Source organism: Myxococcus sp. AS-1-15, from assembly GCF_020037055.1.
GTDB lineage: Bacteria > Myxococcota > Myxococcia > Myxococcales > Myxococcaceae > Myxococcus > Myxococcus fulvus.
Window position 1 is genome coordinate 39428 of record NZ_JAIQDF010000024.1, and the last position, 24352, is coordinate 63779.

Here is a 24352-nt window from a genome sequence, read left to right on the forward strand (position 1 = left end):
GTGTCGAGGGCCTCGGGTTGCCCTGTGTGGAAGTCCTCTGCTATCGCGCGCCTCGCGCCGCATGCGGCGAACTGCCCCGGGGGGCTGTCCATGGCGAAGGGTTCCGAGACGATGCGAGGGTTTGCCGCGCTGCTGGTGCTGTTGACGACGTCCGCGTTCGCGGCCGAGCCCTTCTCGCAGGGCATGGTCACCATCACCCTGGATGACGGCTGGGCCACCCAGTACACCAAGGCGCGGCCCGCGCTGAATGCGCGAGGGATTCCCGCGACGTATGGAATCATCACCCAGGCGCTCGCCCAGGGCTGGGGTGGCTACATGAGCACCTCCCAAGTCCAGACGCTCATCGCCGAGGGCAATGGCATCGCCAGCCATACCCTCACGCACCCGGACCTCACCACGCTGTCGCCCACCGAGCTCGTCGCCGAGCTGCGGGACTCGCGCGACTGGCTGGTGGGGTCGCTGGGCCTGAGCGCGGTGCCGGATTTCATCATCCCGTATGGGGCCTACGACGCCACCGTGCTCGCCTCCATCCGGCAGCACTACGCCAGCAGCCGCACGGTGAACGCGGGCCGGAACTTCCGCGACACCATCGTGTACGAGCTGCGTGGCAATGACGTGGCGCGTGGCGTCTCCGTCGCCACGGTGCGCGGCTGGATTGACCAGGCTCTCGCGGAGAAGAGCTGGCTCATCCTCGTCTTCCACGAGTTCGTGGACGGAACGCCGACCCGCGACACGCAATACAAGACGTCCAACTTCGCGAGCATCCTGGACCACCTCCACACCCGGGGCGCGCTCACGGTGACGCTGTCGCAGGGGCTCGCGCTGATGAACGGCCGCACGGAGCCGGAGCCGACCGCGGGGATGAGCATCTATGGCGATGCCCTGGAGGGCGGCTTCGCGGATTGGAGCTGGGCGGAGCACTCGCTGGACGAGACGACCACGGTCCACTCGGGCTCGGCGTCCATCCGCTTCGAGCCCGACGCGTGGGCGGGGCTGATGCTCCACCACTCGGGCGTGGACCTGTCGGGGTACCAGTCCCTGGAGTTGTGGGTGCATGGTGGCACCACGGGCGGTCAGGGGGTGCGCGTCGTGCTGCATGACGGCACCAACGTGCTCGGGAGTCAGCGGCTGGACGAGGCGCTGGGCGGGCCGCTGGTCGCGGGCGAGTGGCGCAAGGTCACGCTCTCGCTCGATGCGCTGGGAGCCTCGTCGGGCGTGATGCAGGACCTCTACATCCAGGACGACTCGGGAGCAGACCAGGCGGCGGTGTACCTGGACTCAATCGCTCTCATCCCCCGATGAGGCTCCCGGGCGGCGCGGGGTCGGCTCGCCGCGCCGCGGCATCCGGGGGTGGGGCCGAAAGGACAGACAGGGCTCCCATCGGCTGAGAATGGGCTGTGTCCGACCCTTGTGTGGCCCATTGGGAGTCGCGAATCCGGGCCCCCTTCTCATGTACCCGCCGTGTGGGGTTACATCCGAGGGGTGTCCTGCTTCGACGAGAAGACCGCGCAAGCGCTGGTCAGCGGTGTGCTCTCCGTCGTGGAGGCCCAGCGCCTGCGGCGTCATGCGGAGGGATGCCGTGCGTGCGCGGCGCTCCTGGCGAGGCTGACACCGCCCGGCAGCGCGGCACATCGCGTCACGCCGCAGCAGGAGGACGCCACGGAGCTGGCCCTACCGCGCGCCGCGTTGATGGCGATGGTGGGGGATTTCGACCCGCCCACGGAGCCACTGCGTGCCGCGCGGAAGAGGGGCATGGACCCGGAGGTGGGCAGTTCGAGCGCTCATCCCGAGGAGGCCGCGCCGGACGCGGGGACACTGATTGCGCCAGTGCCCCGGCGCCTGGAGGGTCCGAAGACGTTGCTGGAGCTCCCAGCGGTCGCGGAGGCGGGGACCCAGATTGCGCCGGCGCCGAAGGTGTCCATGAGTTCGGGGCAACCGTCGCGGCCTCCCGTCGGCGCGAGCAGTCCCGTCACCTCGCCTCCAGCGTCATCCGCGAATGAGGGACGTTCGGCCGCGGCTCCACCGGCTCCGCTCGGGACGAGCGTGGCGGCCACATCGGCTCCAGCGTCATCCGTGGCGGCTGGACGCTCGCCTACGCCACCAGCGGGGCCTCTCAGGACGAACGCGGCGGCGACATCGGACCCAGCATCAGCCGTGGCTGCTGGACGTGCACCTACGCCACCAGCGAGTCCCCTCGGGACGAACGCGGCGACCACTTCTTCCCCGGCCTCGTCCGCGAGCACGGGGCAGTCCCCCGTGAATCCATCGCGCCCCCTGGTCGGTGAAGACGCTTCCGCGTCTCCTCCGCCGTCGCGCCCCCTGGCCGGCGCGAGCAGCTCCGTGCCGCCGCCGTCATCGCGGGCACCGGTGGGCACGAGCACCTCCAGTCCTTCGCCTCCCTCTCGGCCACTGGTCGGAGCAAGCACCTCCGTACCCTCGCCTGCCTCTCGGCCGATGGCCGGTGCGAGCGCCTCCGGTCCTCCGCCTCCCTCCGCCTCCGAGGCGGTCGCGGCTTCCCAAGGCCCGTCCAGCGCCGGCGCTCCATCACCGACCTACGGCGAGGGCACGCAGGTCGCTCCTCCGCCCCGCCCTCCCGTCGTCGAGGGCACGCAGGTCGCTCCGCCACCCCGCCCTCCCGTCGTCGAGGGCACACAGGTCGCTCCTCCGCCCCGCCCTCCCTTCGGCGCTGGCACGCAGGTCGCTCCGCCACCCGGCAACAGCCAGCGTGTGCCTCGCCCATCGTCGGAGCCGCCATCCATCGAGGCTCCCTCGCGGACGCTCGTCGGCCGGTACCACATCCTCGACAAGCTGGGCTCGGGCGGAATGGGCGTCGTCTACAACGCCTACGACCCGGAGCTGCACCGCCGCGTCGCCATCAAACTGCTCCACCCGAGCGCCAACACCGTGGTCCGCGCCGACGGCGCGACGCGCCTGCTGCGAGAGGCCCAGGCCATGGCCCGCCTCTCCCACCCCAACGTCGTCTCCGTCTACGACGCGGGCACCTTCGCCGGCCGCGTCTTCATCGCCATGGAGCTGGTCGACGGCGTGTCCCTGCGCCACTGGCTGCGCGCCACGGACCACTCCTGGCGCGACGTCCTCGACCTCTTCCGCCAGGCCGGCAAGGGGCTCGCCGCCGCGCACGCCGCCGGGCTCGTCCACCGTGACTTCAAGCCCGCCAACGTGCTCGTCAGCCGCGACGGCCGCGCGCAGGTGACGGACTTCGGACTGGCTCGCAACAGCGCGGACCAGGACGCCGCCGAGGAAGGCCGCCCCACCGCGCCCTCCCAGCTCGCCCTGCGGCGCGAAGACCTCCTGGAGTCCCCGCTCACCGAGGCGGGCCTCGTCATGGGCACCCCCGCGTACATGCCACCCGAGCAACACGAGGACGGACGCACCGACGCGCGCGGAGACCAGTTCAGCTTCTGCGCCTCGCTCTACGAGGCCCTCTACGGACAGCTCCCCTTCGAGGGCAAGGCCGCCAGCGTCTACCTGCGCGAGTCGCTCGCCGGCAACGTGCGCCCACCTCCGCGAGGCAGCCGCGTCCCCGCGTGGTTGCTGCGCGCCATCAGCCGGGGACTCGCGCCCACCCCCGACGCCCGCTACCCCTCCATGGAGGCCCTGCTCGCGGAGCTGAGCAAGGACCCGTCCGTCATCTGGCGACGCCGGGGCATCATGGCCGCCGGCGTGCTCGTGCTCTACGGCGCCATCGGCGTCGCGTGGTGGATGGGCAATCGCCGTCACGCGCCTTGTCTGGAGGCAGGGGCGCGGCTGACGGGCATCTGGGACGCCTCGCGCAGGGACGCCGTGAGCAAGGCGTTCTCCGCCACCCACAAGCCCCAGGCCCCCGAGCTGCTGTCGCGCGTGACGCAGAGCCTGGACACCTTCGCCCAGGACTGGACGCGCATGCACCTGGAGGCCTGCGAGGCCACCCGTGTGCATGGCCACCAATCCGACGCGGTGCTGTCCCTGCGCATGGCGTGCCTGGAGCGGCGCCGCTCGACGCTCGACGCCGTGGTGGGCGTGCTCGCGCAGACGGACGAAGCCTCCTTCGCCACCGCGCTCGACGCCGCCCAGCGGCTGCCCTCCGTCGACGACTGCGCGAACGTGGACGCCCTGCGCCTGGGCCTCCCCGAGTCGAGCGAGCAACGCCAGCGCGTGGAGCGCCTCCGCGCCGGACTGGACCGCACCACCGCCCTGGTGGACGCGGGCCGCTACGAGCAGGCCCACACGGAGCTCCAGGCGCTGCTCGTCCAGGCCCGCGCGCTCGGCTACCGCCCCGTGCTCGCGGAGGCGCTGGAGCTGGAGGGACGCCTGGGCCTGGTGCTCGGAGACGAAGCCCGCGCGCAGAAGGCGCTGCGAGAGGCCCTGCTGCTCGCCCAGGCCACGCGCCATGACGAGGTCGCCGCGCGCGCCGCCGCCCGCTGGGTCACCACCCTCTCGCGCTCCCCCGAGCTCGAGGAGTGGGGCGTCGCGCAGGCCCGCGCCAGCATCGAGCGCGCGGGGGGCGCCCCGGAGCTGGAGGCCCTGCTCCACACGAGCCTCGCGCGCAACGCGTTCTTCCGCGGCCAGTACGCCGAGGCCGCGGAGGCCTTCGGGCGCTCGGCGGCCCTGCGCGAACAGGCGCACGGCCCCGAGCACCTGCTCACGCTCGAGTCCCTGCGCAATCAAGCCTCCGCTCTCTCCCGCACCGACGAGACGGAGCGCACCTCGAAGCTGCTCCACCGCGTGCTCGACCTCACGAAGGTGGTGATGGGGCCCGACCATCCCCAGACGGCCCTGGCCGCCAACGCCGTCGGCTATCACCTGACGCTCCGCCGCCGCTTCGACGAGGCCCTGCCCTACCTGCACCAGGCCATCACCCTGGAGGAGCGCGCGATGGGCCCCGACAGCGCGACGCTCAGCTATCCCCTCAACAACCTTGCTACCGCATTGGAATCCCTCGGGCGCTTCTCGGAGGCGCGTCCACTGCGGGAGCGCGCCCTCGCGCTGGACCTGAAGACCCACGGCGCCACGCATCCGGAGACCGCGGCCGACTGGGCGCTTCTGGCCCAGCTCGCGTTGAGCGAGGGACGCACGCGCGACGCGGTGGAGCTGGCCCGCAGCAGCGTGAACGCCTACGAGGCCTTCCAGAAGGGCCACCCCGACCAGGCCGCGCCGCTGACCACGCTCGGCATCGCGCAGCTCGCGCTGGGACGCACCCGCGAGGCCCGGGCCACGCTGGAGCGCGCCCTCACCCTGCGGGCCACCACGCCGGGCCTCGGAGAGGACCTGGCCGCCACCCGCTTCGCCCTCGCCCGCGCCCTCGGCGCCGCCGAGTCCTCCCGCGCGCGCGCGCTCGCGCAGCAGGCCCTGGGCTTCTACGAGGCCACACCGGACCTGTGGACCGCCGAGGCCCGCCGCGTCCGGGACTGGATGAGCACCGGCCCCGTGTCACGTCCCTGAAAAGCCAACCCTCGAAAACCATCCCAAGCACCTTCGCGCCGGCCTCGCCCGATACTCCCCATGCAAGCCTTTTCACTGAAGGCACCGCACGCGATGGGGGATTGCGTCATGAGCATCGACAAGCCATCGAAGTCCGCCGCCAGGATGGGGCCACGCCCGGCCACCTCGAAGCCCACTCCCCCGGCGCCCCGGCCCGCGTCACCGAAGACGGGAGCCCCCTCGACCCCTCGCCGGGACAGGTTCGACGGGCACAGGCTGGAGGGCGCGGGGCTCCCCATCCGACTCTCCGGGCAGCCCCCTCGCCCGTTCCTGAGGCTGCCGCTCAGGCCCTGGACGCCTCACTCGAAGCTGGAGCCCTGGAGCGGCGTCCCCCAGAAGCCCTGGCTGCGCTACCCGGACCTCTTCGGCACCGGCGCCACCGCCCGGCCCGCGTCGCCCTGCGGCTGCGGCCTGCCCATCCGTCTCTCCTAGGCCGCCCGCCGTCCAGGTTCATCGCCGGGGTCCGCGGCCCCTCCATGGATGTCACGGCGAAACTTTCCACCGCGCGAGGCGGGGTGAGTCCTTAGACTCCCCCAAATGCTTCAAGTCATTCCCCTGGGCGGCCTGGGAGAAATCGGCCTCAACTCCCTGGTCATCGCCTGCAACGGGGAGATGCTGCTCATCGACGCGGGCCTGATGTTCCCCTCCGAGGGGATGCCCGGCGTCGACATCATCATCCCGGACTTCACCCACCTGAAGCAGAACGCCGCCTGCCTCAAGGGCGTGGTGCTCACGCACGGCCACGAGGACCACCTGGGCGCGCTGCCCTACCTGCTGGGCGAGGTGAATGTGCCCGTGTACGGCACGCGCTTCACGCTGGCCATGGCGCGCCACCGGCTGGACGAGCTGGGCGTGGAGGCGGACCTGCGCGAAATCGAGCCGCGCGAGCCGTTCAACGTCGGCACCATGTTCAAGGTGGAGGCCAGCCGCGTCACGCACACCGTGCCGGACGCGGTGGGCTTCATCATCCGCACGCCCGAAGGCACCTTCATCCACACCGGCGACTTCAAGCTGGACCCGGACCCCATCGACGGGCTGCGCACCGACTTGGAACGCTGGGGCGAGGCCGGCGAGGAGGGCGTGCTGTGCCTCTTGTCGGACTCCACCAACTCCGAGCTGACGGAGGAGACCGGCAGCGAGCGCGTGGTGGAGCAGACCTTCGAGCGCCTGTTCCAGGGCGCCACCGGCCGCATCGTCGTGGCCCTGTTCTCCTCCAACCTGCACCGCGTGCGACATCTCCTGACGCTCGCGGAGAAGCTGGGGCGCAAGGTGGCCCTGCAGGGCCGCAGCATGCAGCGCAACGTGGAGATGGCGCGGCAGCTGGGCTACCTGGACGTGCCCGACTCGCTCTTCGTGCACCTGGACACGGTGCCGCTGCTCCCCGCCCAGCGCGTGCTCGTGCTCACCACCGGCGCGCAGGGAGAGCCCCGCGCGGGCCTGTCGCAGCTCGCCTCCGGTGACGGGCCGCTGAAGGTGGGCCCCGGAGACCTGGTGGTCCTCAGCTCCCGCCCCATCCCCGGCAACGAGCGCGGCGTGGGGGCGTTGATCGACCAGCTGCACTGGCGGGGCGCGAAGGTCGTGTACGCCCAGGTGGAGCCCGGCGTCCACGTGTCCGGCCACGCCAGCCGGCCCCAGCAGCAGCGCGTGCTGGAGCTGGTGCGCCCCAGCCACTTCATCCCCGTCCACGGCGAGGGCCGCCACCTGCACCGACACCTGGCCACCGCCCGTGAGGCCGGCCTGGAGCCCGCGCAGTGCCTGCTGGCCCAGGACGGCGACGTCGTGGGCTTCGAGGAGGGCCGGGGCCGCTTCACCGGGAGCGTGCCCTCCGGCCGCATCTTCAAGGACCGCTTCGGAGGCGGCATGGTGACGCCGGACACACTCCACGAGCGGGTCCGCCTGTCGGAGACGGGGCTGGTGGCCGCCGTCGTGGTGCTGCAGCGGGGCACGCAGCAGTTGGTGGGCGGCCCCCAGCTGTCGGGCCAGGGCCTGTCGCTGGATGAACAGGTGCTGCTGCCCCGGGTGGCCCAGGACGCCCGGGCGCTCTTCGAGGAGCTGTCCGTCCAGCTGCGGGGCGACGACGCCCTGGTGCGAGAGGAACTCACCCGGGTGGTGCGCCGTGCGTTCCGGCTGTACAGCTCCAAGCGCCCCCTGGTGGTGCCCATGGTCGTCAGGGTGTAGGTGTGTTAAGCGCCGCTGTTGCCCATGCCCTCGTTCGACGTCGTCTCGAAAATCGACATCGCCGAGCTCGACAACGCGGTCAACCAGACCAAGAAGGAGCTCAGCACCCGCTATGACTTCCAGGGTGCGCAGGCGGACGTAGTCATCGCCCCGGACAACACGGCCATCACCGTGAAGGCCAACAGCGAGGACCACGTCAAGGCCGCCAAGGTCGTCCTGCTGGCGAAGCTGGCCAAGCGCAACATCAGCTTGAACGCGCTCGACTACGGCGACATCGAGAAGACGGGCCTGCACAACGTGAAGCAGGTCATCAAGCTCCAGCAGGGCATCCCGGTGGAGAAGTCCAAGGAGCTGGTGAAGCTCCTCAAGGATTCGAAGATGAAGGTGCAGGGCTCCATCCAGGCCGACCAGCTGCGAGTCACCGGGAAGAACCGGGACGACCTCCAGGCCGCCATCGCCCTGTTCCGCAAGGAGCAGGACCGACTGAAGCTGGACATGCAGTTCACCAACTTCCGCGATTGATAGAAGCCATGCGAGTCGCTGCCCTGTCCCTCTGCTGTCTGCTCTGTGTCCCGGCCATTGCCTCCGCGCAGGACGAAGCCCTTCCCCCGCCCCGGCCGTCCAAGCTGGTGCCCAACATGTCCAAGCCGCCGAAGCTGCAGGGCGGCCTGAAGGGCTTCGCCTCGCCGCTGACGCTCAAGTCCACGGACGTGTCCGGCGCCAGCGCGTCGTTCACCGCCAAGGTGGGCTTCCGCAAGGACACGCTCTACGTGGGCGTGGACGCCAAGGACGACCAGCTGCTCGCGGGCGACACCGTCACGCTGTCCATCTACTTCCCGGACACGGGCCCGCTCACGACGGGCTACACGTGGCGCTTCGGGTTCGACGGCAAGCGGGACTCGGGCGCGACCAGCGGGACGCCGGAGTTCGCCCAGCAGAAGGTGAACGGGGCGGTGGAGCGCCGGGGCACCACGCTGTCGCTGGTGGCGGCGGTGCCGGTGCGCGCGCTGCCGCGCTTCCCCTCCATCGACCCGATGGTGATGGACGTGTGCATCACCTACGAGGACCAGGACGGCGAGGGCAAGGGCGTGCCCGTCTCCAACTGCCAGAGCGGCACCATGGTGGGCGAGGCGCTGCGGCTGCCGGACGAGCCGCGCAAGGCGCTCAAGCTCAAGCCGCCCGAGTCCGTGACGGCGCTGGAGCCCGCGGCCACCGGCTGGCTGGGGTGGGACCTGCTCAGCTACCCGGCCTGGGCGCAGGGGGACGAGGAGCTGTCCCCCGAGTCGCTGCGCGAGCTGGTGGTGGGCAAGCCCGTGGACGCCAAGTCGGTGAACGTGAACGTCCCCGAGTCCCTCAGCCTGACAGGCGAGCTGTCCTTCGTGACGGTGCTCTCGGGGAAGAATCCATATGCCGTCGCGGGTCAATGCGACGCCGAGACGGAGCTGCGGTTGGGGCTCTACCTCGTGACGGGGAAGACGGCGCGGCGAGTGCTCGAGTGGCCGGCCGCCACCTGCGCGCTGGGGCGCGCGTCCTCGGTGGAGCTGGACGAAGAGGACGGGCTGACCATCCGTTACTCGAACGGCGCGATGATGAACTTCGTTTGGAGTGGGGACCACTTCACGCGAACCGAACTGGGAAGCAGGTAGACCGCAGTGGAAACCACCAAGAGCCTGTACATGATGACCCTCGGCTGCCCGAAGAACCGGGTGGACTCCGAGGTGATGCTCGGCACGCTGAAGCACCGCGGCTACACGCTGGTGCAGGAGGCCTCCGAGGCGCAGGTCATCGTCGTCAACACGTGCGCCTTCATCGGTCCGGCCAAGCAGGAGTCGGTGGACTCCATCCTGGAGATGGCCGAGCTGAAGAAGTCGGGGAGCTGCAGCACGCTGGTGGTGACGGGCTGTCTGTCCCAGCGCTACGGCGAGGAGCTGGCGAAGGAGATGCCGGAGGTGGACCACTTCCTGGGCACCAGCGCGTACGCCCAGATTGGCGACCTGCTGGCGGCCGAGGCGTCGCCGCGTCAGGTGATTCCGGACCCCGACTACATCCACGACGCCGACACGCCGCGCATCAACTCGATGCCGAAGTACACGGCGTACCTCAAGGTGTCCGAGGGCTGTGACAACGCCTGCGCGTTCTGCATCATCCCCACGCTGCGCGGCGGGCAGCGCTCGCGCACCATCGAAGACATCGTCATCGAGGCGAAGCGGCTGGCGGACAGCGGCGTGCAGGAGCTGAACCTGGTCGCGCAGGACCTCACGGCGTACGGGCATGACCTGCCGGGCCGCCCGAAGCTGCACGATTTGCTCAAGGCGCTGGTGAAGGTGGACGTGCGGTGGATCCGCCTGCACTACGCCTACCCGCGCGTGTTCCCGGACGAGCTCATCGAGGTGATGGCGGCGGAGCCGAAGATTGCCCGCTACCTGGACATGCCGGTGCAGCACGTCAGCGACAAGCTGCTCTTGTCGATGAAGCGCGGCCGCAACTCGGAGTTCCTCAAGGGGCTGCTCACCAAGCTGCGTGAGCGCGTGCCGGGGCTGGTGATGCGCACGTCGCTCATCGTGGGCCTGCCGGGTGAGACGGAGGAGGACTTCGAGATGTTGAAGGAGTTCGTGAAGACGCAGCGCTTCGAGCGCCTGGGCGTCTTCCAGTACTCCGACGAGGAGGGCACGGCGGCGTACGACCTTCCCGACAAGGTGCCGCAGAAGATCATCGAGCGCCGGTGGCGCGAGGTGATGGCCATCCAGAAGCGCATCAACCGCGAGCAGAACAAGAAGCTCGTGGGCAAGCGGCTGGAGGTCCTGGTGGAGGGCCCGGCGCCGGAGACGGAGCACCTGCTGGTGGGTCGCCACCAGGGGCAGGCGCCCGAGATTGACGGTCTGGTCTACATCAACGACGGCCTGGCGTACCCGGGTGAGCTCGTCACCGTGGAGGTGACGGAGGCGCACGACTACGACCTGGTGGCGCGCGTGGTGGAGCGGCCGGACCCGAAGCAGCGTCAGCACGTGGCGCGTGACGCGCACCCGGCCCCCGTGCCGGTGGTGCCCGCGCCCCGGCCTGTGACGCGGCTGGAGTAGACGTGAAGCATCCCGGGCCGCGCGCCTTTCGCGACGTGGCCCGGGCGTCTGGCTGTCTGGAGTGAGGTGCCTGGAGGGAGCGAGGCTCCTCGGCACCACGCGCCTCGGGGCAGCTCACCGTACTCGCGACGGAGCCCCGAGGAAGATCCCGGTGACTGGAGGGAGCGAGGCTCCTCGACAGTGCCGCTCGCGCCCGCTCACGTGGGTGCACGGGGCCTCGGCGCGTGTTGCGCGAGCCCGCGCGCGACTACCGAGGGTCCTCGGGCTCCAGCTCGCGCTCCTCGGGCGGGGGCTCGCGAGAGGTCTTCTTGCGGGATGGCGCCGCGACGCCTTCTCCGAGCGGCGTGGGCTGGCACTCGCACACCGTGCGGCGCGTGGCCGTCTCGGTGACGAAGGCGCACGCCGTGGGGCACTCGGGCTGACGTGCCTCCTCGTAGAGGGACAGCCGGAAGTCCTTCGCCTGCGTGAGCGCGGCGTGGCACGCGGGCAGCGATTGCGCCAGGGAGGGCCAGGGCAGACGGTGCTGCGTCGTGAGACCCCGGCTGGTGGCGGGGAAGCTCAGGCCCACCGCGCAGCCCGGTTCCAGGCGCTGCCCCTCCGCGCCCACCGGCTCCAGGTGCACCCGGCCTCCCTCTGGGAGGTCTCGGAACACCGCGCCGACCACGGAGACCGTCCCGTCCGGCTCGCGGCGCACATGGAGCCCGTAACAGGCCTCCTCGCTGAAGACACCGTGTGCATCCGCGCAGCGCTGGCGCGGTGTCAGCCGTGAAGATGGAGCTCCCGACGGGCTGGAGACCTCCCGAGAGACCTCCGACGGTGTGGCCGCCGGCCCGGGGCTCGATACAGCAGGAGCGGCGTCATGCGTGTCCTCCAACGCGGCTACGGGCCCTGGCGCTGGCGTGGAGAGGCCGTCGGGACGAGCCCCCTTCGACGAGGCGCCTCCTCCCGACGCGATGCCCGAGTCGGGAGAGCTGCCCTGCATCCGCCCCACGCTCTCCACGTTGTCCGGGCCGAGCGCCTCGGTGCCCCTCGACGCTGAAGCCTCGGACGCGAGGACCCGGGGCCTGCGCAGCACCAGCACCCCGCCCTTCGCGTCCAGCGTCGCGGTGAAGCGCCCCCAGACATCCGGGCCCAGTCGACCGAGGCTGCTCGGTGAGTCCCATCGCCCCGCCGCTTCGACGACGAGAGGCCGCACGCCCACGCCCTCCGCCACGTCCACCGAGTCCACCGCGAAGGTGCGTGGCGGCAGGTTCGCCGCCGTCTCCAACGGCTGCAGCCCCTGCGCCTCCGCGGGCCCCAGGGCGATGCGCGAGAAGGGCTCCCGCGTCGACAACACGAACGGGCCCGTGAGCTCCGACTCCCCCTGTGCCACCCGAGCGGCCAGCAGCGGCCAGTCCCCCACCGGCTCGCGGCTGAGTTCCACGCGGTGGACCTCCCGCGCCGCGTCCGACGCGGAGGTCTCCGCCACATACGCCTCCCGCGACCGAGAGGCCGTGAAGGTCACCTCGCGACGCAAGGGGTCCACGGTGAGCGCGTAGGGCTCCAGCACGTCCGAGCCCAGCGTGACCGAGCAGGGCTTCTCCCCGGACACGCCCGCCGTGCGCAGCGGCACGGACGCGCCACCCACCGTGAGCGCGGGCAACGGCACCACCGGCCAGGCACGAAAGCCCCCGGCGATTTCGGGCGCGCGCACGGTGCCCTCGGGCGGAGGGATGCCGCCCTCGAAGCACTCCTGGGAGACCATCGACAGGGGCCGCGCCACGTCCAGGACGACGGGCACCGTCCGCGTCCCCAGCTTCCCCGCCACCGTGAGCCTCAGCGCGGGCGAGGCCAACAGCGGCAACGTGCGGCCCACCAGCACCTCGGTCCGGGACGACGGGCCGGGCGCCACCTCCCGGTGACATCCCGAGCCCACCACACCCAGACACAGCCAGAGCAGGAACGCGCCGCGCACGCCGCGCAGGTTACTGCTTCTTCTGCTTGGTGAAGTCATCCACGCGCGTGTCGTCCGGGACATCCAGCTTGAAGCTGTCCGCGGCCAGGCCCACGTTCGTCTTCAGGTTCACGAAGGAGATGGTGTTCTCGCTGCCATCCGGGTCCACCACCGTGCTCTTCAGCACCTGGGCCGACGCCGGGTCCACCTCCAGCCGCACCTGCTTGAAGCGCGGCTCCTCCTTCAGGGGGTTCAACACCAGCAGCGTCCCCTTGCAGTCCTTGCAGGCGCCCTTGGTGATGGCGAACTCGTCCGCGAGCCGCCCCTGGCCGAAGAGGAACGTCACCGACGCGGACAGCTGGCTGGTGTCCACGCTGGCCACCGTGAGCGACTGGGCCGCGGGGTCGTACGCGTAGACCTTGTTGCCGGCCAGCACGAAGGTGCGCGCGGAGGGCGTCTGATACTCCCACCGCATCAGCCCCGGCTTCTTGTACGTGACGACGCCCTCCGACGACTGCGTCCGGCGGAAGGTCTTGTACTTGTAGTCCTGCTTGAAGCTCGCCCGGAAGTCGCCCGTCTTCTCGTAGAACGCCTGCATCCGGTCGACGAGCGTCTTCACCTCGGGCGTCATCGGCGTGGCCGGCTTCGCTGCGGGCTTCGTCTCGGCGGCCGGCGCGGGCGTCGTGGCCGGCTTGCCCGGCGCCTGCGCGGGAGCGGCCTGATTCACACCGGAGGGCGCCGGAGTCTTCGCCGCCTCGGACGGGGTCACCAGGGGCTTTCCAGCGCCCGCCGGGGCTCCCTGGACCACCGTGGCGGCCGGAGCAGGAGCGGAGGACTGCGGCACGGCTTGCGCGGACAGGAGCGTGGCGAGCAGGGTTTCCAGGAACATGGCGTGCGTCTCCAGGAGGGCAGGTAGGCCCCCGGCGTCCATCTACCCCATACCGACGCGCCCCGGGGGGCCGGCATTCATGGCTGCTTCTTGAAGAGCCGCTTCCTCTGTTTGATGGCCAGCACGTAGAAGCGCTCGCGCAGGGCCTGCGCCTCCTCGGGCGGCAGGTCCCCCGAGCCGCCTTCCAGGTGCTCGTCCCGCCAGGCAATCGCCCGGCTGACGCACGCCGAGGCGGCCGCGGAGATGTTGAGGCTCTGACTGAAGCCCTTCATCGGCACCCAGAAGGTGCCGTCCACGGCGTTGAGCACGTCGTCGCTGACGCCGTAGCGCTCGTTGCCGAGGACGATGGCCACCTTCTGGTCGAAGCGCAGCGAGTAGAGGCTGGTGGCGCCCTCGCGGATGGCCGAGGCGTACAGTTGGAAGCCCCGCGACTTCAGGTGCTCGCGGCACTCGGCGAAGGACTTGTACAGCTTCACGTCCAGCCACTTGTCACAGCCCTGGGCCACCCTCGAGTTCGGCAGGAAGGGGGCCTCCGGGTTGATGACGACGTGCACCTCCTGGACGCCCATGGACTCGCAGGTGCGCAGCACCGCGGCCATGTTGAAGCTGTCCTCCAGCCGGTCCAGGACCACCGTGAAGTTGCGCGTGCGCTGGCTTACGACGCGGTCGATCTTCTCCTTGCGCACGTCGAGGAGGAACTGCTCGGGCTCCAGCTTGTCCTTCTCGAAGCGCTCGTAGCGAGGGCCACCACCGGACATCGGATCAGCGCCTCCCGCCCGACTTCTTCGCCGGGGCCTTCTTCGCGGCCGGCTTCTTCGCCGGAGCCTTCTTCGTGGCGACCTTCTTGGCCGAGGTCTTCTTCGCGGCCGGCTTCTTCGCCGGAGCCTTCTTCGCGGCGGCCTTGGTGGTCTTCGCCGCAGCCCTCTTCGCCGCGCCCTTCTTCGCCGGAGCCTTCGCGCTCTTCGTGGCCGGCTTCTTCTTCGCGCTGGCGGCCTTCTTCGCCGGAGCCTTCGTGCTCTTCGCCTTGGCGGCCTTCTTCGCCGGGGCCTTCTTCGTGCTCGGAGCCTCGCTGCCCGAGAACGCCTCGCGCACCGCCGCGATGGTCGCCCTGGCCACGGAGGCCCCGGACTTCCTCGCCGCGCCCTTGGCCCGAGGCGGCGCCTCCACGTGGAGCTTGTCGGTGCGGCCGGTGAACAGCACCTCCGCCACCGCGTCCATCAGCGCCTGCATCCCCTCACCCGTGGCGCACGACACCGGGAACACGCGGATGCCGCGCTCACGCAGGGCCTGCGTGAAGGGCCCCAGCCGCGCCTGCGCGTCCGGCAGGTCCTGCTTGTTCGCCGCGACGACCTGGGGCCGCCTCGACAGCTCCTCGCTGTACTTCTCCAGCTCCCGGTTGAGCACGTCGAAGTCGTGCAGCGGCTCGCGCCCCTCGCCCTCCGCGCCCATGTCGATGAGGTGGATCAACACCTTGCACCGCTCCACGTGCCGCAGGAACTGGTGCCCCAGGCCCACGCCCTCGCTGGCGCCCTCGATGATGCCGGGGATGTCCGCCATGACGAACGACAGGTGGTCCTTGTACTGGACCATGCCCAGGTTGGGGGCCAGCGTGGTGAACGGGTAGTCGGCGATCTTCGGCCGCGCCCGGCTCACCCGCGAGATGAACGTGCTCTTGCCCGCGTTGGGGAAGCCCAGCAGGCCCACGTCGGCCAGCAGCTTCAGCTCCAGCCGCAGCGTGAACTCCTCGCCCTTCGTCCCGTCCTGGGCGAAGCGCGGCGTCTGCCGCGTCGAGGTCGCGAAGTTCATGTTGCCCAGGCCGCCCCGCCCGCCCTTCGCCGCCTCCCAGACCTGCCCCGGCTGGCTCAGGTCCACCAGCAGCTCCTCCGTGGCGTGGTCCTTCACGAGCGTGCCCACCGGCACCTTGAGGATCATGTCCTCCGCGGCGCGACCGTTACAGTCGTTGCCCATGCCGTGCTCGCCGCTCTTCGCGCGGTGGTGCTGCTGGTAGCGGTAGTCGAGCAGCGTGGTCAGCTGCGGATCCGCCACGAAGATGACGGAGCCACCGTTGCCGCCGTCACCGCCGTTGGGACCCCCGCGCTCGATGAACTTCTCACGGCGGAAGGACACACAGCCGTTACCGCCATCGCCCGCCTTCACGAAGATGCGGACCTCGTCGACGAACTTCATGAAAGCTCTCCTGAAAAACGCAGAGCGGGCCGCCTCACGTCCTGTGCGCCAGAAGGCGCGGGGACGGGAGAAGCGACCCGCTCGTGGATGCCGCGCGGCGACCGGCCCTCAGAGGGGCCGGGAAACCGTCAGGCGCTGGGCTGCTCAGCGGCCGGGTAGACCGAGACCTTCTTGCGGTCGCGGCCCAGGCGCTCGTACTTCACCACGCCGTCCACCACCGAGTAGAGGGTGTAGTCGCGGCCGAGCTTCACGTTCGCGCCCGCGTGGATGACCGTGCCGACCTGGCGAACCAGGATGCTGCCGGCCGAGACCTCCTGGCCTCCGTACACCTTCACGCCGCGGTACTGCGGATTGGAATCGCGACCGTTGCGCGAAGAACCCTGACCTTTTTTATGGGCCATGACACCTTGCTCCTGAAGTTGAGGTGAAACCGTCCGGACTAGCCGGAGATGGAGGTGACCTTCACCTCGGTGTACGGCTGACGGTGGCCACGGCGACGGGTCCAACCCTCCTTCTCCTTGCGGAAGTGGAGGACGCGGCGGTGCTTGTCCTGCGCCAGGACCTTGCCCACGACGCGAGCGCCGGAGACCGTCGGCCGGCCCACCTTCGGGCTGTCCGTACCGCCCAGCAGGAGAATGTCGGTGAAGGACACCTCGGCCCCGATGTCGCCGGCGATCTTCTCGATCCGGAGGACATCGCCCTCGGCGACGCGATACTGCTTTCCGCCCGTGCGAATCACTGCGTACATCGTCTAACCCCTGTCAGCTTCGGGTTGGGTCAACCCGTGGAATCGGCCGCGCATTTCGGACGGACGGGCCGCCCTAGCGCAAAGGACGGCCGGATTTACGGGAGATGCCCTGGGGAGTCAAGACGGATGCTGGATCATCTCGTCCGGCGGTGCAGATTGCCCCCGCTCCCAGGCGCCCCTACCTGATGGTCCGGCCGAAAAAGCCCGGCCTCACACCGTCCTACCATCAACCCCCGGGGGGAATTCCACAATGAAGAAACTCATGTACGGCCTGGTGGCCGCCGGCACCCTTTTGTTCGGCGTCGGCTGTGGCGGCGACGACGTCTGCGACGACCTGGCCGACGCGAGCCGGGCGGTGAACGATCAGACGGAGGCCTGTGGGACCGACACGGGGATGGACGAGGAGGACTTCGACAAGGGGCGCTGCGAGGACGCACTGGAGGCCTGCTCGGACAGCGACAAGGACCGCCTGCAGGACGTGGCGGACTGCATCCGGGGCCTGCCCGATTGCCGGGTGGGAGCCGAGATGGAGTGGGTCGATCAGTTCAGCGCCTGCTTCCAGCGGGCAGAGGGCCTGAGCGCCGCTTGCGCCGCGGCGGCCGGTGGGTAGGTGGGTAGCCCGCCGTCCGAGCTGGTGGCACCGGGCCCGGCTCCCCTCAGGGGGGCCGGGCCCTCTCGTTCGAGGGCTCCGCGGCGGCGCCCCGGGCGTCCAGCGCGCGACGGACGCTGCGGTAGCGGTGATGGAGGCTGGACTCCAGGGGGTCCAGGGCGAGGCCCCGCTCGTAGGTCTCCAGGGCGCGGGCAAGCTGGCCCTCGCGCTCCAGGGCGGAGCCGGACAGGTAGTGCACGCGCGCCATGCCCGCGGACTGGGGCCGCCGGGTGAGGAACTCGCGGCGGAGGGACTCGAGCTGCTCGGGCGTGAGCCCTGCCTCCAGGCAGCGCGCGACGCCCCGGTGATTGCCCCGCCAGGCGTCGTACAGCGCCCGCTGCGTCACGGTGCCCAGCACCTCCCCCGCTTCGTGCAGCCGGGTGAGCACCGAGTCGAGCAGCAGGGACTGCGCGGAGGACAGGGGACGCTGCCGCAGGGACTCCAGGGTGGTTCGGGCCTCGCGGGTGCAACGGCGCAGGGAGCCCATGTCCAGGTCGGGGGGGACGGCCAGCACGGCGTAGTGGTCCCCCGTCAAGCGGGCCCGATAGGCCTCCAGCACGCGGGCGGCCTCCTTGTCCTCCGAGGGTGAGGCGGCTGCGGGCAGAGCCACCCGTCTGCCAGGACCCGCGCGCAGGAGCGCGTCCACGGAGGACTTGAGGGCCAGGGTGGCCTCGACGAACTGGACGCCGAAGCCGGTGGGCATCCCCCAGACCTGGGCCTGCTCCGCGGGCACGTGGCGCACCACCTCGCAGACGACGGACTGCGGGCCCGACTCCAGCTCCAGCACGAGCGGCAGTCGCGCGAACAGCGGTGGCAACAGGCCGTCGCTGCGCAGGAACAACCCACCACGAGACAGGTCGGACGCGGTCAGCCAGACCGGCGTCTCGCCCGGGCGCAGCACGACGCGAACGGGGAGTTCCACCGTGCGCGGCCGGGCGGCTTGTGAGACTTCGCTGGGGCTGGGCTGGGCTCCGTCGCCGGAGGGGTGGAGGACCGGAGGTGCAGCGCCCGAGGCGTTCTGCACAGCGGCGCCCCAGTTCCGGGATGCGAGGCTCGCGACCGGGGACCAGGGCGCGACGGAGTCCTCCGACGCCGCGACCCCCTTCGGCGTGGGGACGGGAGGCACGCTCCGTCCGGACGACAGCGGGGCAGCCGGCGCGCTGTGGTTCGGTGTGGCGAGCATTGGAGCATCGCGTCTGTCGGATGACGGGCGCCCGGAGGGCGCGACATCGGACGCGCGGGGTGGGCTGCCCGGGGACGACGGACGACGAGCCTCCGTCGGCATCTCGTCGGTGCGTGGACGAGCCATCCCTGATGGGGAAGGACGACGAGCCTCCTCTGCTGGCTTCGCGTCGATGGACGGCCGGGCCTGTGCGTGAGGCGATGGCGAAGGACGACGTGCCTCCGCTGACTTCTCGCCGACGGACGGTCGCGCCTGTGCGTGAGGCGATGGCGAAGGACGTCGAGCAGCCTCCGGTCGTGCCTCGACGGACGGCCGAGCCTGCATCGGGGCAGGCCCAGCCCCCGGCGACATCGCTCCTATCGGCGATTGAACCGGCACCGGCGGCGACGGACGCGCCCCCAGTGGCATCCCCCCTATCGGCGATTGCACCAGCACCTGCGGCGACGGACGCGACCCCGGTGGCATCGCTCCTACTGGCGATTGCACCGGCACCTGCGGCGACGGACGCGACCCCGGTGGCACCGCGCCCACTGGTGAGTGAACGGGCACAGACGGAGATGGGCGCGCCCCAGATGGCACCACTGCCATCGGTGATTGCATGGGCACGGATGGCGACGGACGCCCCCCCGGTGGCATCGCCCCCATCGGAGATTGCATGGGCACGGACGGCGACGGACGCCCCCCCGGTGGCATCGCCCCCATCGGCGATTGCACGGGTACGGACGGCGACGGACGCGCCCCCGCTGGCATCGCTCCCACCGGCGATTGCACGGGCACAGGCGGAGACGGACGCGCCCCCGCACCCGCCCCCCTCGCATCCACAGGCTGCGACACCTGGGCGCGCGGCGACGGTCGCGGGCCTCCCGACGTCGACACCTCGCCCACCGCGTGCACGAGTCCCGGCGGCGAGAGACGGGCCTCCTCGGACCGTGCCCCGTGCGGCATCGCCCCCTCCACGGGCCGGCCCCCAGTCGACTTCACGCCCTCCACGGGCCGGCCCTGTCGCGGCGCCACACTCCCGTTCGACACGGGCTCGGGCAGGTCCGTCTCGAGCATCACCGGAACGGGAAGCGCGTTCCTCCCATCGCCCGCCACGGGCCCCGGACCCGCCACGGGTGCGGGAACACTCCGGGCTCGAACAGCGGGCTCCACGGGCCGCGCCTGCCGCGACCGGACATGGATTTCCTCGGCCAGTGCCCCCTCCAGCGCCGCACGCAGGAGCGCCGCCGTCGCGTACCGCTGCTCCGGCGCCTTCTCGAGCGCGCGCAGGATGACCCGCTCCAACGACACGGGCACGGCCGCATGCACGGACCGGGGCGGCGGAGGCGCCCGCATCTGATGCGCCACCAACTGCGCCGTCAGCCCCTCGTCCTCGAACGGCAGCCGACCTGTCACCAACTGATACGCAATCACCCCCAGCGCATACAGGTCCGCGCGACCATCCACCCGTCGACTCAGGGACTGCTCGGGCGCCATGTACTCGGGCGTACCCACGATGATGCCGGCGTGGGTCTGCGGCATGTTCGCGTCCGCCAGCTTCGCGATACCGAAGTCGAGCACCTTCACGAACGGCGTGCCCCGCCCGCGCCGAACCAGGAAGACATTGTCCGGCTTCAGGTCGCGATGGACGATGCCGCTCAGGTGCGCCGCCTGCAGCGCGTCGCACACCTGCGAGAGCACCGACACCACCGCCGGCGCCGGCAGCGGCGAGCCGACCCACGCGGACAAGGGCGCCCCATCCAGATACTCCATGATGAGGTACGGCCTGGGCGGCCCCGCGTTCAGGTCGAAGATGCTGACGATGTTCTCGTGGCCGATGACATTCACGGCCCGCGCCTCCGCGTGGAAGCGCTGCACCAGCTCCGGGTACGTCGCCAGGTGCTCGTGCAGCACCTTCACCGCCACCCGGCTGCCAATGGACACGTGCTCGCCCAGGTACACCGCGCCCATCCCCCCGCGGCCCAGCCGACGCACCAGCCGGAAGCTCCCCAGCTTCGTGCCCACCAGCGGGTCCACCTCCACGGAGACGGACGAACAGCGGGGCCGCGCGGGCACGCTCTCACCCTCGGCTCGGACCAGCGTCGAGCATGACGACGCCGACCCATGTCGGTGGCCGCACGCCTCGCACGCATCAGCGCTGCTCTCCTGGGCCATGCCACTCCCCCGGGCCTGCCCAGCTAATCTGGACATTCACGTCCAGGCGGGGCCACTGCCGGCCTCCGGTGATGTCGGCTGGCGAAGTGGGCTCTCGCGCCGCGGTGCCAGGAGACGGTCCTCCGGCGGACGCTGAAGGTGCCGACAATCCATCACGCTCGATTAGAGTGCGGCGCCCATGTCCGGAACCTCACGCCGCATCCCCCTCATCGACCTGTCCCACTACCGCACCGGCACTCCCACCGAGCGAGCCCGCTTCGTCCAAGTCTTCGGCGAGGGTCTGCGTGAGTTCGGCTTCGTCTCCGTGGTGGGACATGGCATCGACGATGGCCTCATCCGCCGCACCTACTCGGACGTCGAGCAGCTCTTCCAGCTCCCCGAGGACGTGAAGACGCGCTACGCGGTGCCGGAGCTCGCCGGCCAGCGCGGCTACACGGGCTTCGGCAAGGAGCACGCGAAGGACCGCAAGGTGGGGGACCTGAAGGAGTTCTGGCACGTGGGCCGCGAGCTGCCCGAAGGCCACCCATACCTGAAGCACTACGGCGCCAACGTGTGGCCCGGCGAGGTCCCCTCGTTCCGCGAGCACGCGCTCGCCCTCTTCCGCGAGCTGGATGGCGCCGCGAGCGTGATGCTCCACGCGCTGGCCGAGTTCTTCGGCGTGGCGCGCGACACCTTCAGCGGCATGGCCACGGATGGCAACTCCGTGCTGCGCCTCATCCACTACCCGCCGCTGAAGGAGCGCTTCATCCCCGGAGGCGTGCGCGCCGCCGAGCACGAGGACATCAACCTCATCACCCTGCTGTGCGAGGGCACCGCGTCGGGCCTGGAGTTGCTCACGCGCGATGGCGAGTGGCTGCCGGTGGACACGCTGCGCGGGCAGATCGTCGTGGACTCGGGCGACATGCTCAGCCGCGTGACGAACGAGGTCATCCCCGCCACCACGCACCGGGTGGTGAACCCGAAGAGCGCGGACGAGGACACCGTCCGCTACTCGCTGCCCTTCTTCGTGCACCCCTACTCCGACTGCGTGCTGGAGCCCCTGCCCTGCACCCAGACGCCGGAGAACCCCGCCCGCCACGGGCCCATCACCGCCGGCGCCTTCCTGCAGCAGCGCCTGCGCGAGAACGGGCTCATCAAGTAGTCCCTCACCGTCCGGTGTCCGACGCGCGCGTCCCACCGGGCATTGGATGCACTCGTGGACGAAGCCCCCCTGCCCACGCATGTGGAGCTGTTCGCCCTCCAGCCGCGCGTCGCGCTGGAGGACTACGCCTCCCCTTCCACCTTCGCCGCGAGGCACCGCGCGCTCGCCGAGCGGGTGGACCGCCTGCGGACCCGCGACGAGGCAGGTCGTCCGCGCCATCCCGCCCTCGCCGTGTGGCCCGAGTGGGTGGGGGCGCCGCTGGAGCTGCTGGGCCACGTGCAGCGCGTGCAGCGCCACACGACGGTGAGGAGCGCGCTGCGGAGGGTGGCGCGCGCCGAGTGGTGGGACGTGTGGCGCACGTGGAAGGAGCTCCACCCGCCGACGATGGTGGAGTGCTTGCACGCCACGCTCGCGTCGCGCGTGCACCGGGTGATGCACGAGACCTTCTCCGCCATCGCCCGGGACTTCGGCCTGTGGGTCGTCGCGGGCAGCGCGTTCCTCCCCGACAACCGCCTGACCCGGGACGGCCCGGACTTCGAGCCCCGGGGCGCGCGCATCTTCAACACCAGCCACACCTTCTCACCCGAGGGTGTCCGCGTGGCCACGGCGCGCAAGGTGAACGTCCTGCCTGCGAGCGAGGACCGCCTGCGCCTGAGCCCCGGCCGGCCCGAGGACTTGACGCTCATCGACACGCCGTTCGGCAGACTGGGGACACTGCTTGGCTACGACGGTGCCGCGCGACCTCGCACGTCGAAGGAGCCCTGGTTCGTCCCCTGCGCACAGTACCTGGATGCCTGGAGGGCCCAGGTCGTCGCCCATCCCTCCGCGCATCCAGGGGACTGGGATGAACGCTCGCTCGACGAGGGGCTCCTCGGGCAACTGCCGGCCCTGCGTCACGTCCGCTACACCGTGACGGCGCAGCTCGCGGGTGAGCTATTCGACCAGCGCTTCGAGGCGCCCTCGCTCATCGTCGAGCGCACGAGCGGGGGAACGACGCGAGTCCTCGCACGAGCGGAGCCTTCACGAGCCGATGAAGTGCTTCACGCGCTCGTACCGGTCTGCGCCGCCTGACGCGCGCCAACCCGAGGCACGTCCTCGAAAGGTGATGAGCGCTTCACGCGCTCGCGCCCTGAACATCGCCTCCAACGCGCGGCAGTCCTCGTGAGGTGATGGACGGCGTCCTGCGCTCGCGCCCGCCCATCGGCTCTGCCCCAGTGCCAACCCACGACGGGCCCTCGCGCATGCGGAGCCCCCTTGCGGAAGAGGGCCCGCGTCGTCAGTCGCCGAGCTTCTTCTTCAGCAAATCATTGACGAGCGTGGGGTTGCCCTTGCCCTTCATGGCGCGCATCACCTGCCCCACGAAGAAGCCGAACACCTGCTTCTTGCCCGCGCGGTACTTCTCCACCTCGCCCAGGTTCTTCGCGAGGATGTCGTCCACCACCGCCTCGATGGCGCCCGTGTCGCGCACCTGCGCCAGGCCCTTCTCCGCGACGATGTCCGCGGGCGCGCGGCCCGTGCGGAACATCTCCCCGAGCACGTCCTTGCCCGCGTTGCCGGACACCGTGCCCTGGTCCACCAGGGTCAGCAGCTCCGCGAGCTGTGCGGGCGTGAAGCGCACCTCGCCCACGGTGGTGCCCGACTCCTTGAGCAGCCGCAGCAGCTCCCCCTGGAACCAGTTGGAGAGCTTCTTCGCGTCCGGGTAGCGCTGGGCGCACGCCTCGAAGAAGTCCGCGAGCGGGCGCTCCGTGGTGAGCAGGCGCGCGTCATACGCGGGCAGCCCGTACTGGCTCACGAAGCGCTGGAGCTTCGCGCGCGGCAGCTCGGGCAGCGACCTGCCCACCGCCTCGACGACCTCCGTCGTCACGTGCAGCGGCGGCAGGTCCGGCTCCGGGAAGTACCGGTAGTCGTGCGCGTCCTCCTTGCTGCGCATCGAGCGCGAGACGCCCTTGTTCGGGTCCCACAGCCGCGTCTCCTGGTCCACCTTCCCGCCGGACTCGATGACGTCCACCTGCCGGGCAATCTCGTACTCGATGGCCTGCTTCACGAAGCGGAACGAGTTGAGGTTCTTCAGCTCGCAGCGCTGGCCGAACGTGTCGGAGCCCTTGGGCATCACCGACACGTTGGCGTCGCAGCGGAAGCTGCCCTCCTCCAGGTTGCCGTCGTTGACCCCCAGGTACACCAGGATGTCGCGCAGCGCCTTGAGGTACTCCACCGCCTCGTCCGCGTCGCGCAGGTCCGGGTCGCTGACAATCTCAATCAGTGGCACGCCCGCCCGGTTCAGGTCCACCAGGCTCTGGCCCCCGTCCCCGTCGTGCACGCTCTTGCCCGCGTCCTCCTCCATGTGGATGCGGCGGACGCGGATGACCTTCTCCCCCCGCGGCGTCTCGATGGCCAGGCGCCCGAACTCGCAGATGGGCAGGTCGTACTGGGTGATCTGGTAGCCCTTGGGCAGGTCCGGATAGAAGTAGTTCTTCCGGCTCCACACGCTCCTGGCGTTGACGCGGCACTCCAGCGCGAGCCCCGCGCGGATGGCGAAGTCCACCACGCGCTCGTTGAGCACGGGCAGCACGCCGGGCATGCCCAGGCACACCGGACAGGTGTTCCGATTGGGCTCGGCGCCGAACGCGGTGGAGCAGCCACAGAAAATCTTGGACTGCGTGAGGAGCTGCGCGTGGACCTCGAGGCCGATGACGGGCTGGAAATCGCTCACGGGCATGGCGGTGTCACCAAGC

18 protein-coding genes are annotated in these 24352 nt (G+C 70.7%); 10 read left to right on the forward strand and 8 right to left on the reverse strand.

Going from position 1 to position 24352, the window contains the following annotated elements; genetic code table 11:
- Positions 1-90 precede the first annotated feature (90 nt).
- From K8625_RS40590 to rimO, 7 genes are all read left to right on the forward strand, one after another.
- Entirely contained in the window at positions 91-1302 is a 1212-nt protein-coding gene (locus K8625_RS40590) for a polysaccharide deacetylase family protein (protein WP_223747766.1), read from the forward strand.
- 1425 nt (positions 1303-2727) lie between these two features.
- Entirely contained in the window at positions 2728-5442 is a 2715-nt protein-coding gene (locus tag K8625_RS40595) for a tetratricopeptide repeat protein (RefSeq protein ID WP_223785722.1), read from the forward strand.
- Between the two features lie 108 nt (positions 5443-5550).
- Positions 5551-5913 carry a hypothetical protein gene (locus K8625_RS40600; RefSeq protein WP_223747764.1) on the forward strand — a complete coding sequence of 121 codons (363 nt, stop codon included), beginning with the start codon at positions 5551-5553 and terminating at the stop codon, positions 5911-5913.
- 105 nt (positions 5914-6018) lie between these two features.
- Complete coding sequence (locus K8625_RS40605) at positions 6019-7659, forward strand: ribonuclease J (protein WP_223747763.1); 1641 nt, start codon at positions 6019-6021, stop codon at positions 7657-7659.
- Positions 7660-7683: 24 nt separating this feature from the next.
- Positions 7684-8181: a YajQ family cyclic di-GMP-binding protein gene (locus K8625_RS40610; protein WP_046711562.1), complete on the forward strand. Its 498-nt coding sequence runs from the start codon at positions 7684-7686 to the stop codon at positions 8179-8181.
- An 8-nt stretch (positions 8182-8189) separates the two neighbouring features.
- Complete coding sequence (locus tag K8625_RS40615; RefSeq protein ID WP_223747762.1) at positions 8190-9305, forward strand: hypothetical protein; 1116 nt, start codon at positions 8190-8192, stop codon at positions 9303-9305.
- A gap of 33 nt (positions 9306-9338) precedes the next feature.
- Positions 9339-10736 (forward strand): 30S ribosomal protein S12 methylthiotransferase RimO, encoded by a 1398-nt coding sequence (gene rimO / locus K8625_RS40620; RefSeq protein WP_255653149.1) that lies wholly within the window; start codon positions 9339-9341, stop codon positions 10734-10736.
- A gap of 247 nt (positions 10737-10983) precedes the next feature.
- Here the strand turns inward: rimO and K8625_RS40625 are convergent, their stop codons facing one another.
- The 6 genes from K8625_RS40625 to rplU all read right to left on the reverse strand — a co-directional run bounded on the left by K8625_RS40625 (position 10984) and on the right by rplU (position 16493).
- Positions 10984-12690 (reverse strand): hypothetical protein, encoded by a 1707-nt coding sequence (locus K8625_RS40625; RefSeq protein WP_223785723.1) that lies wholly within the window; start codon positions 12688-12690, stop codon positions 10984-10986.
- Between the two features lie 10 nt (positions 12691-12700).
- Positions 12701-13558 carry an outer membrane lipoprotein carrier protein LolA gene (locus tag K8625_RS40630; protein ID WP_223747759.1) on the reverse strand — a complete coding sequence of 286 codons (858 nt, stop codon included), beginning with the start codon at positions 13556-13558 and terminating at the stop codon, positions 12701-12703.
- Positions 13559-13635: 77 nt separating this feature from the next.
- Positions 13636-14316 carry an RNA methyltransferase gene (locus tag K8625_RS40635; RefSeq protein WP_046711558.1) on the reverse strand — a complete coding sequence of 227 codons (681 nt, stop codon included), beginning with the start codon at positions 14314-14316 and terminating at the stop codon, positions 13636-13638.
- Positions 14317-14320: 4 nt separating this feature from the next.
- On the reverse strand, positions 14321-15745 hold the full coding sequence (gene obgE, locus K8625_RS40640) for a GTPase ObgE (RefSeq protein WP_223785724.1): 1425 nt from the start codon (positions 15743-15745) through the stop codon (positions 14321-14323).
- A gap of 128 nt (positions 15746-15873) precedes the next feature.
- On the reverse strand, positions 15874-16146 hold the full coding sequence (gene rpmA / locus K8625_RS40645) for a 50S ribosomal protein L27 (RefSeq protein WP_046711556.1): 273 nt from the start codon (positions 16144-16146) through the stop codon (positions 15874-15876).
- A 38-nt stretch (positions 16147-16184) separates the two neighbouring features.
- Positions 16185-16493 carry a 50S ribosomal protein L21 gene (gene rplU, locus K8625_RS40650; RefSeq protein WP_223747757.1) on the reverse strand — a complete coding sequence of 103 codons (309 nt, stop codon included), beginning with the start codon at positions 16491-16493 and terminating at the stop codon, positions 16185-16187.
- A 250-nt stretch (positions 16494-16743) separates the two neighbouring features.
- Between rplU and K8625_RS40655 the strand changes: the two genes are divergently transcribed.
- Positions 16744-17103 carry a hypothetical protein gene (locus tag K8625_RS40655; protein WP_223785725.1) on the forward strand — a complete coding sequence of 120 codons (360 nt, stop codon included), beginning with the start codon at positions 16744-16746 and terminating at the stop codon, positions 17101-17103.
- Positions 17104-17149: 46 nt separating this feature from the next.
- Here the strand turns inward: K8625_RS40655 and K8625_RS44720 are convergent, their stop codons facing one another.
- Positions 17150-20380 carry a protein kinase gene (locus K8625_RS44720; protein WP_370642033.1) on the reverse strand — a complete coding sequence of 1077 codons (3231 nt, stop codon included), beginning with the start codon at positions 20378-20380 and terminating at the stop codon, positions 17150-17152.
- Between the two features lie 277 nt (positions 20381-20657).
- On the opposite strand from K8625_RS44720, the gene K8625_RS40670 reads away from it, so the two are divergent.
- The gene (locus K8625_RS40670) at positions 20658-21620 is read left to right on the forward strand and encodes an isopenicillin N synthase family oxygenase (RefSeq protein ID WP_223747755.1); all 963 of its coding nucleotides are present in this window, start codon (positions 20658-20660) and stop codon (positions 21618-21620) included.
- Positions 21621-21674: 54 nt separating this feature from the next.
- Complete coding sequence (locus tag K8625_RS40675; protein ID WP_223785726.1) at positions 21675-22691, forward strand: carbon-nitrogen hydrolase family protein; 1017 nt, start codon at positions 21675-21677, stop codon at positions 22689-22691.
- Positions 22692-22896: 205 nt separating this feature from the next.
- On the opposite strand, the gene gatB is transcribed toward K8625_RS40675, so the two are convergent.
- Positions 22897-24336 (reverse strand): Asp-tRNA(Asn)/Glu-tRNA(Gln) amidotransferase subunit GatB, encoded by a 1440-nt coding sequence (gene gatB, locus K8625_RS40680; RefSeq protein WP_223785727.1) that lies wholly within the window; start codon positions 24334-24336, stop codon positions 22897-22899.
- Positions 24337-24352 lie beyond the last annotated feature (16 nt).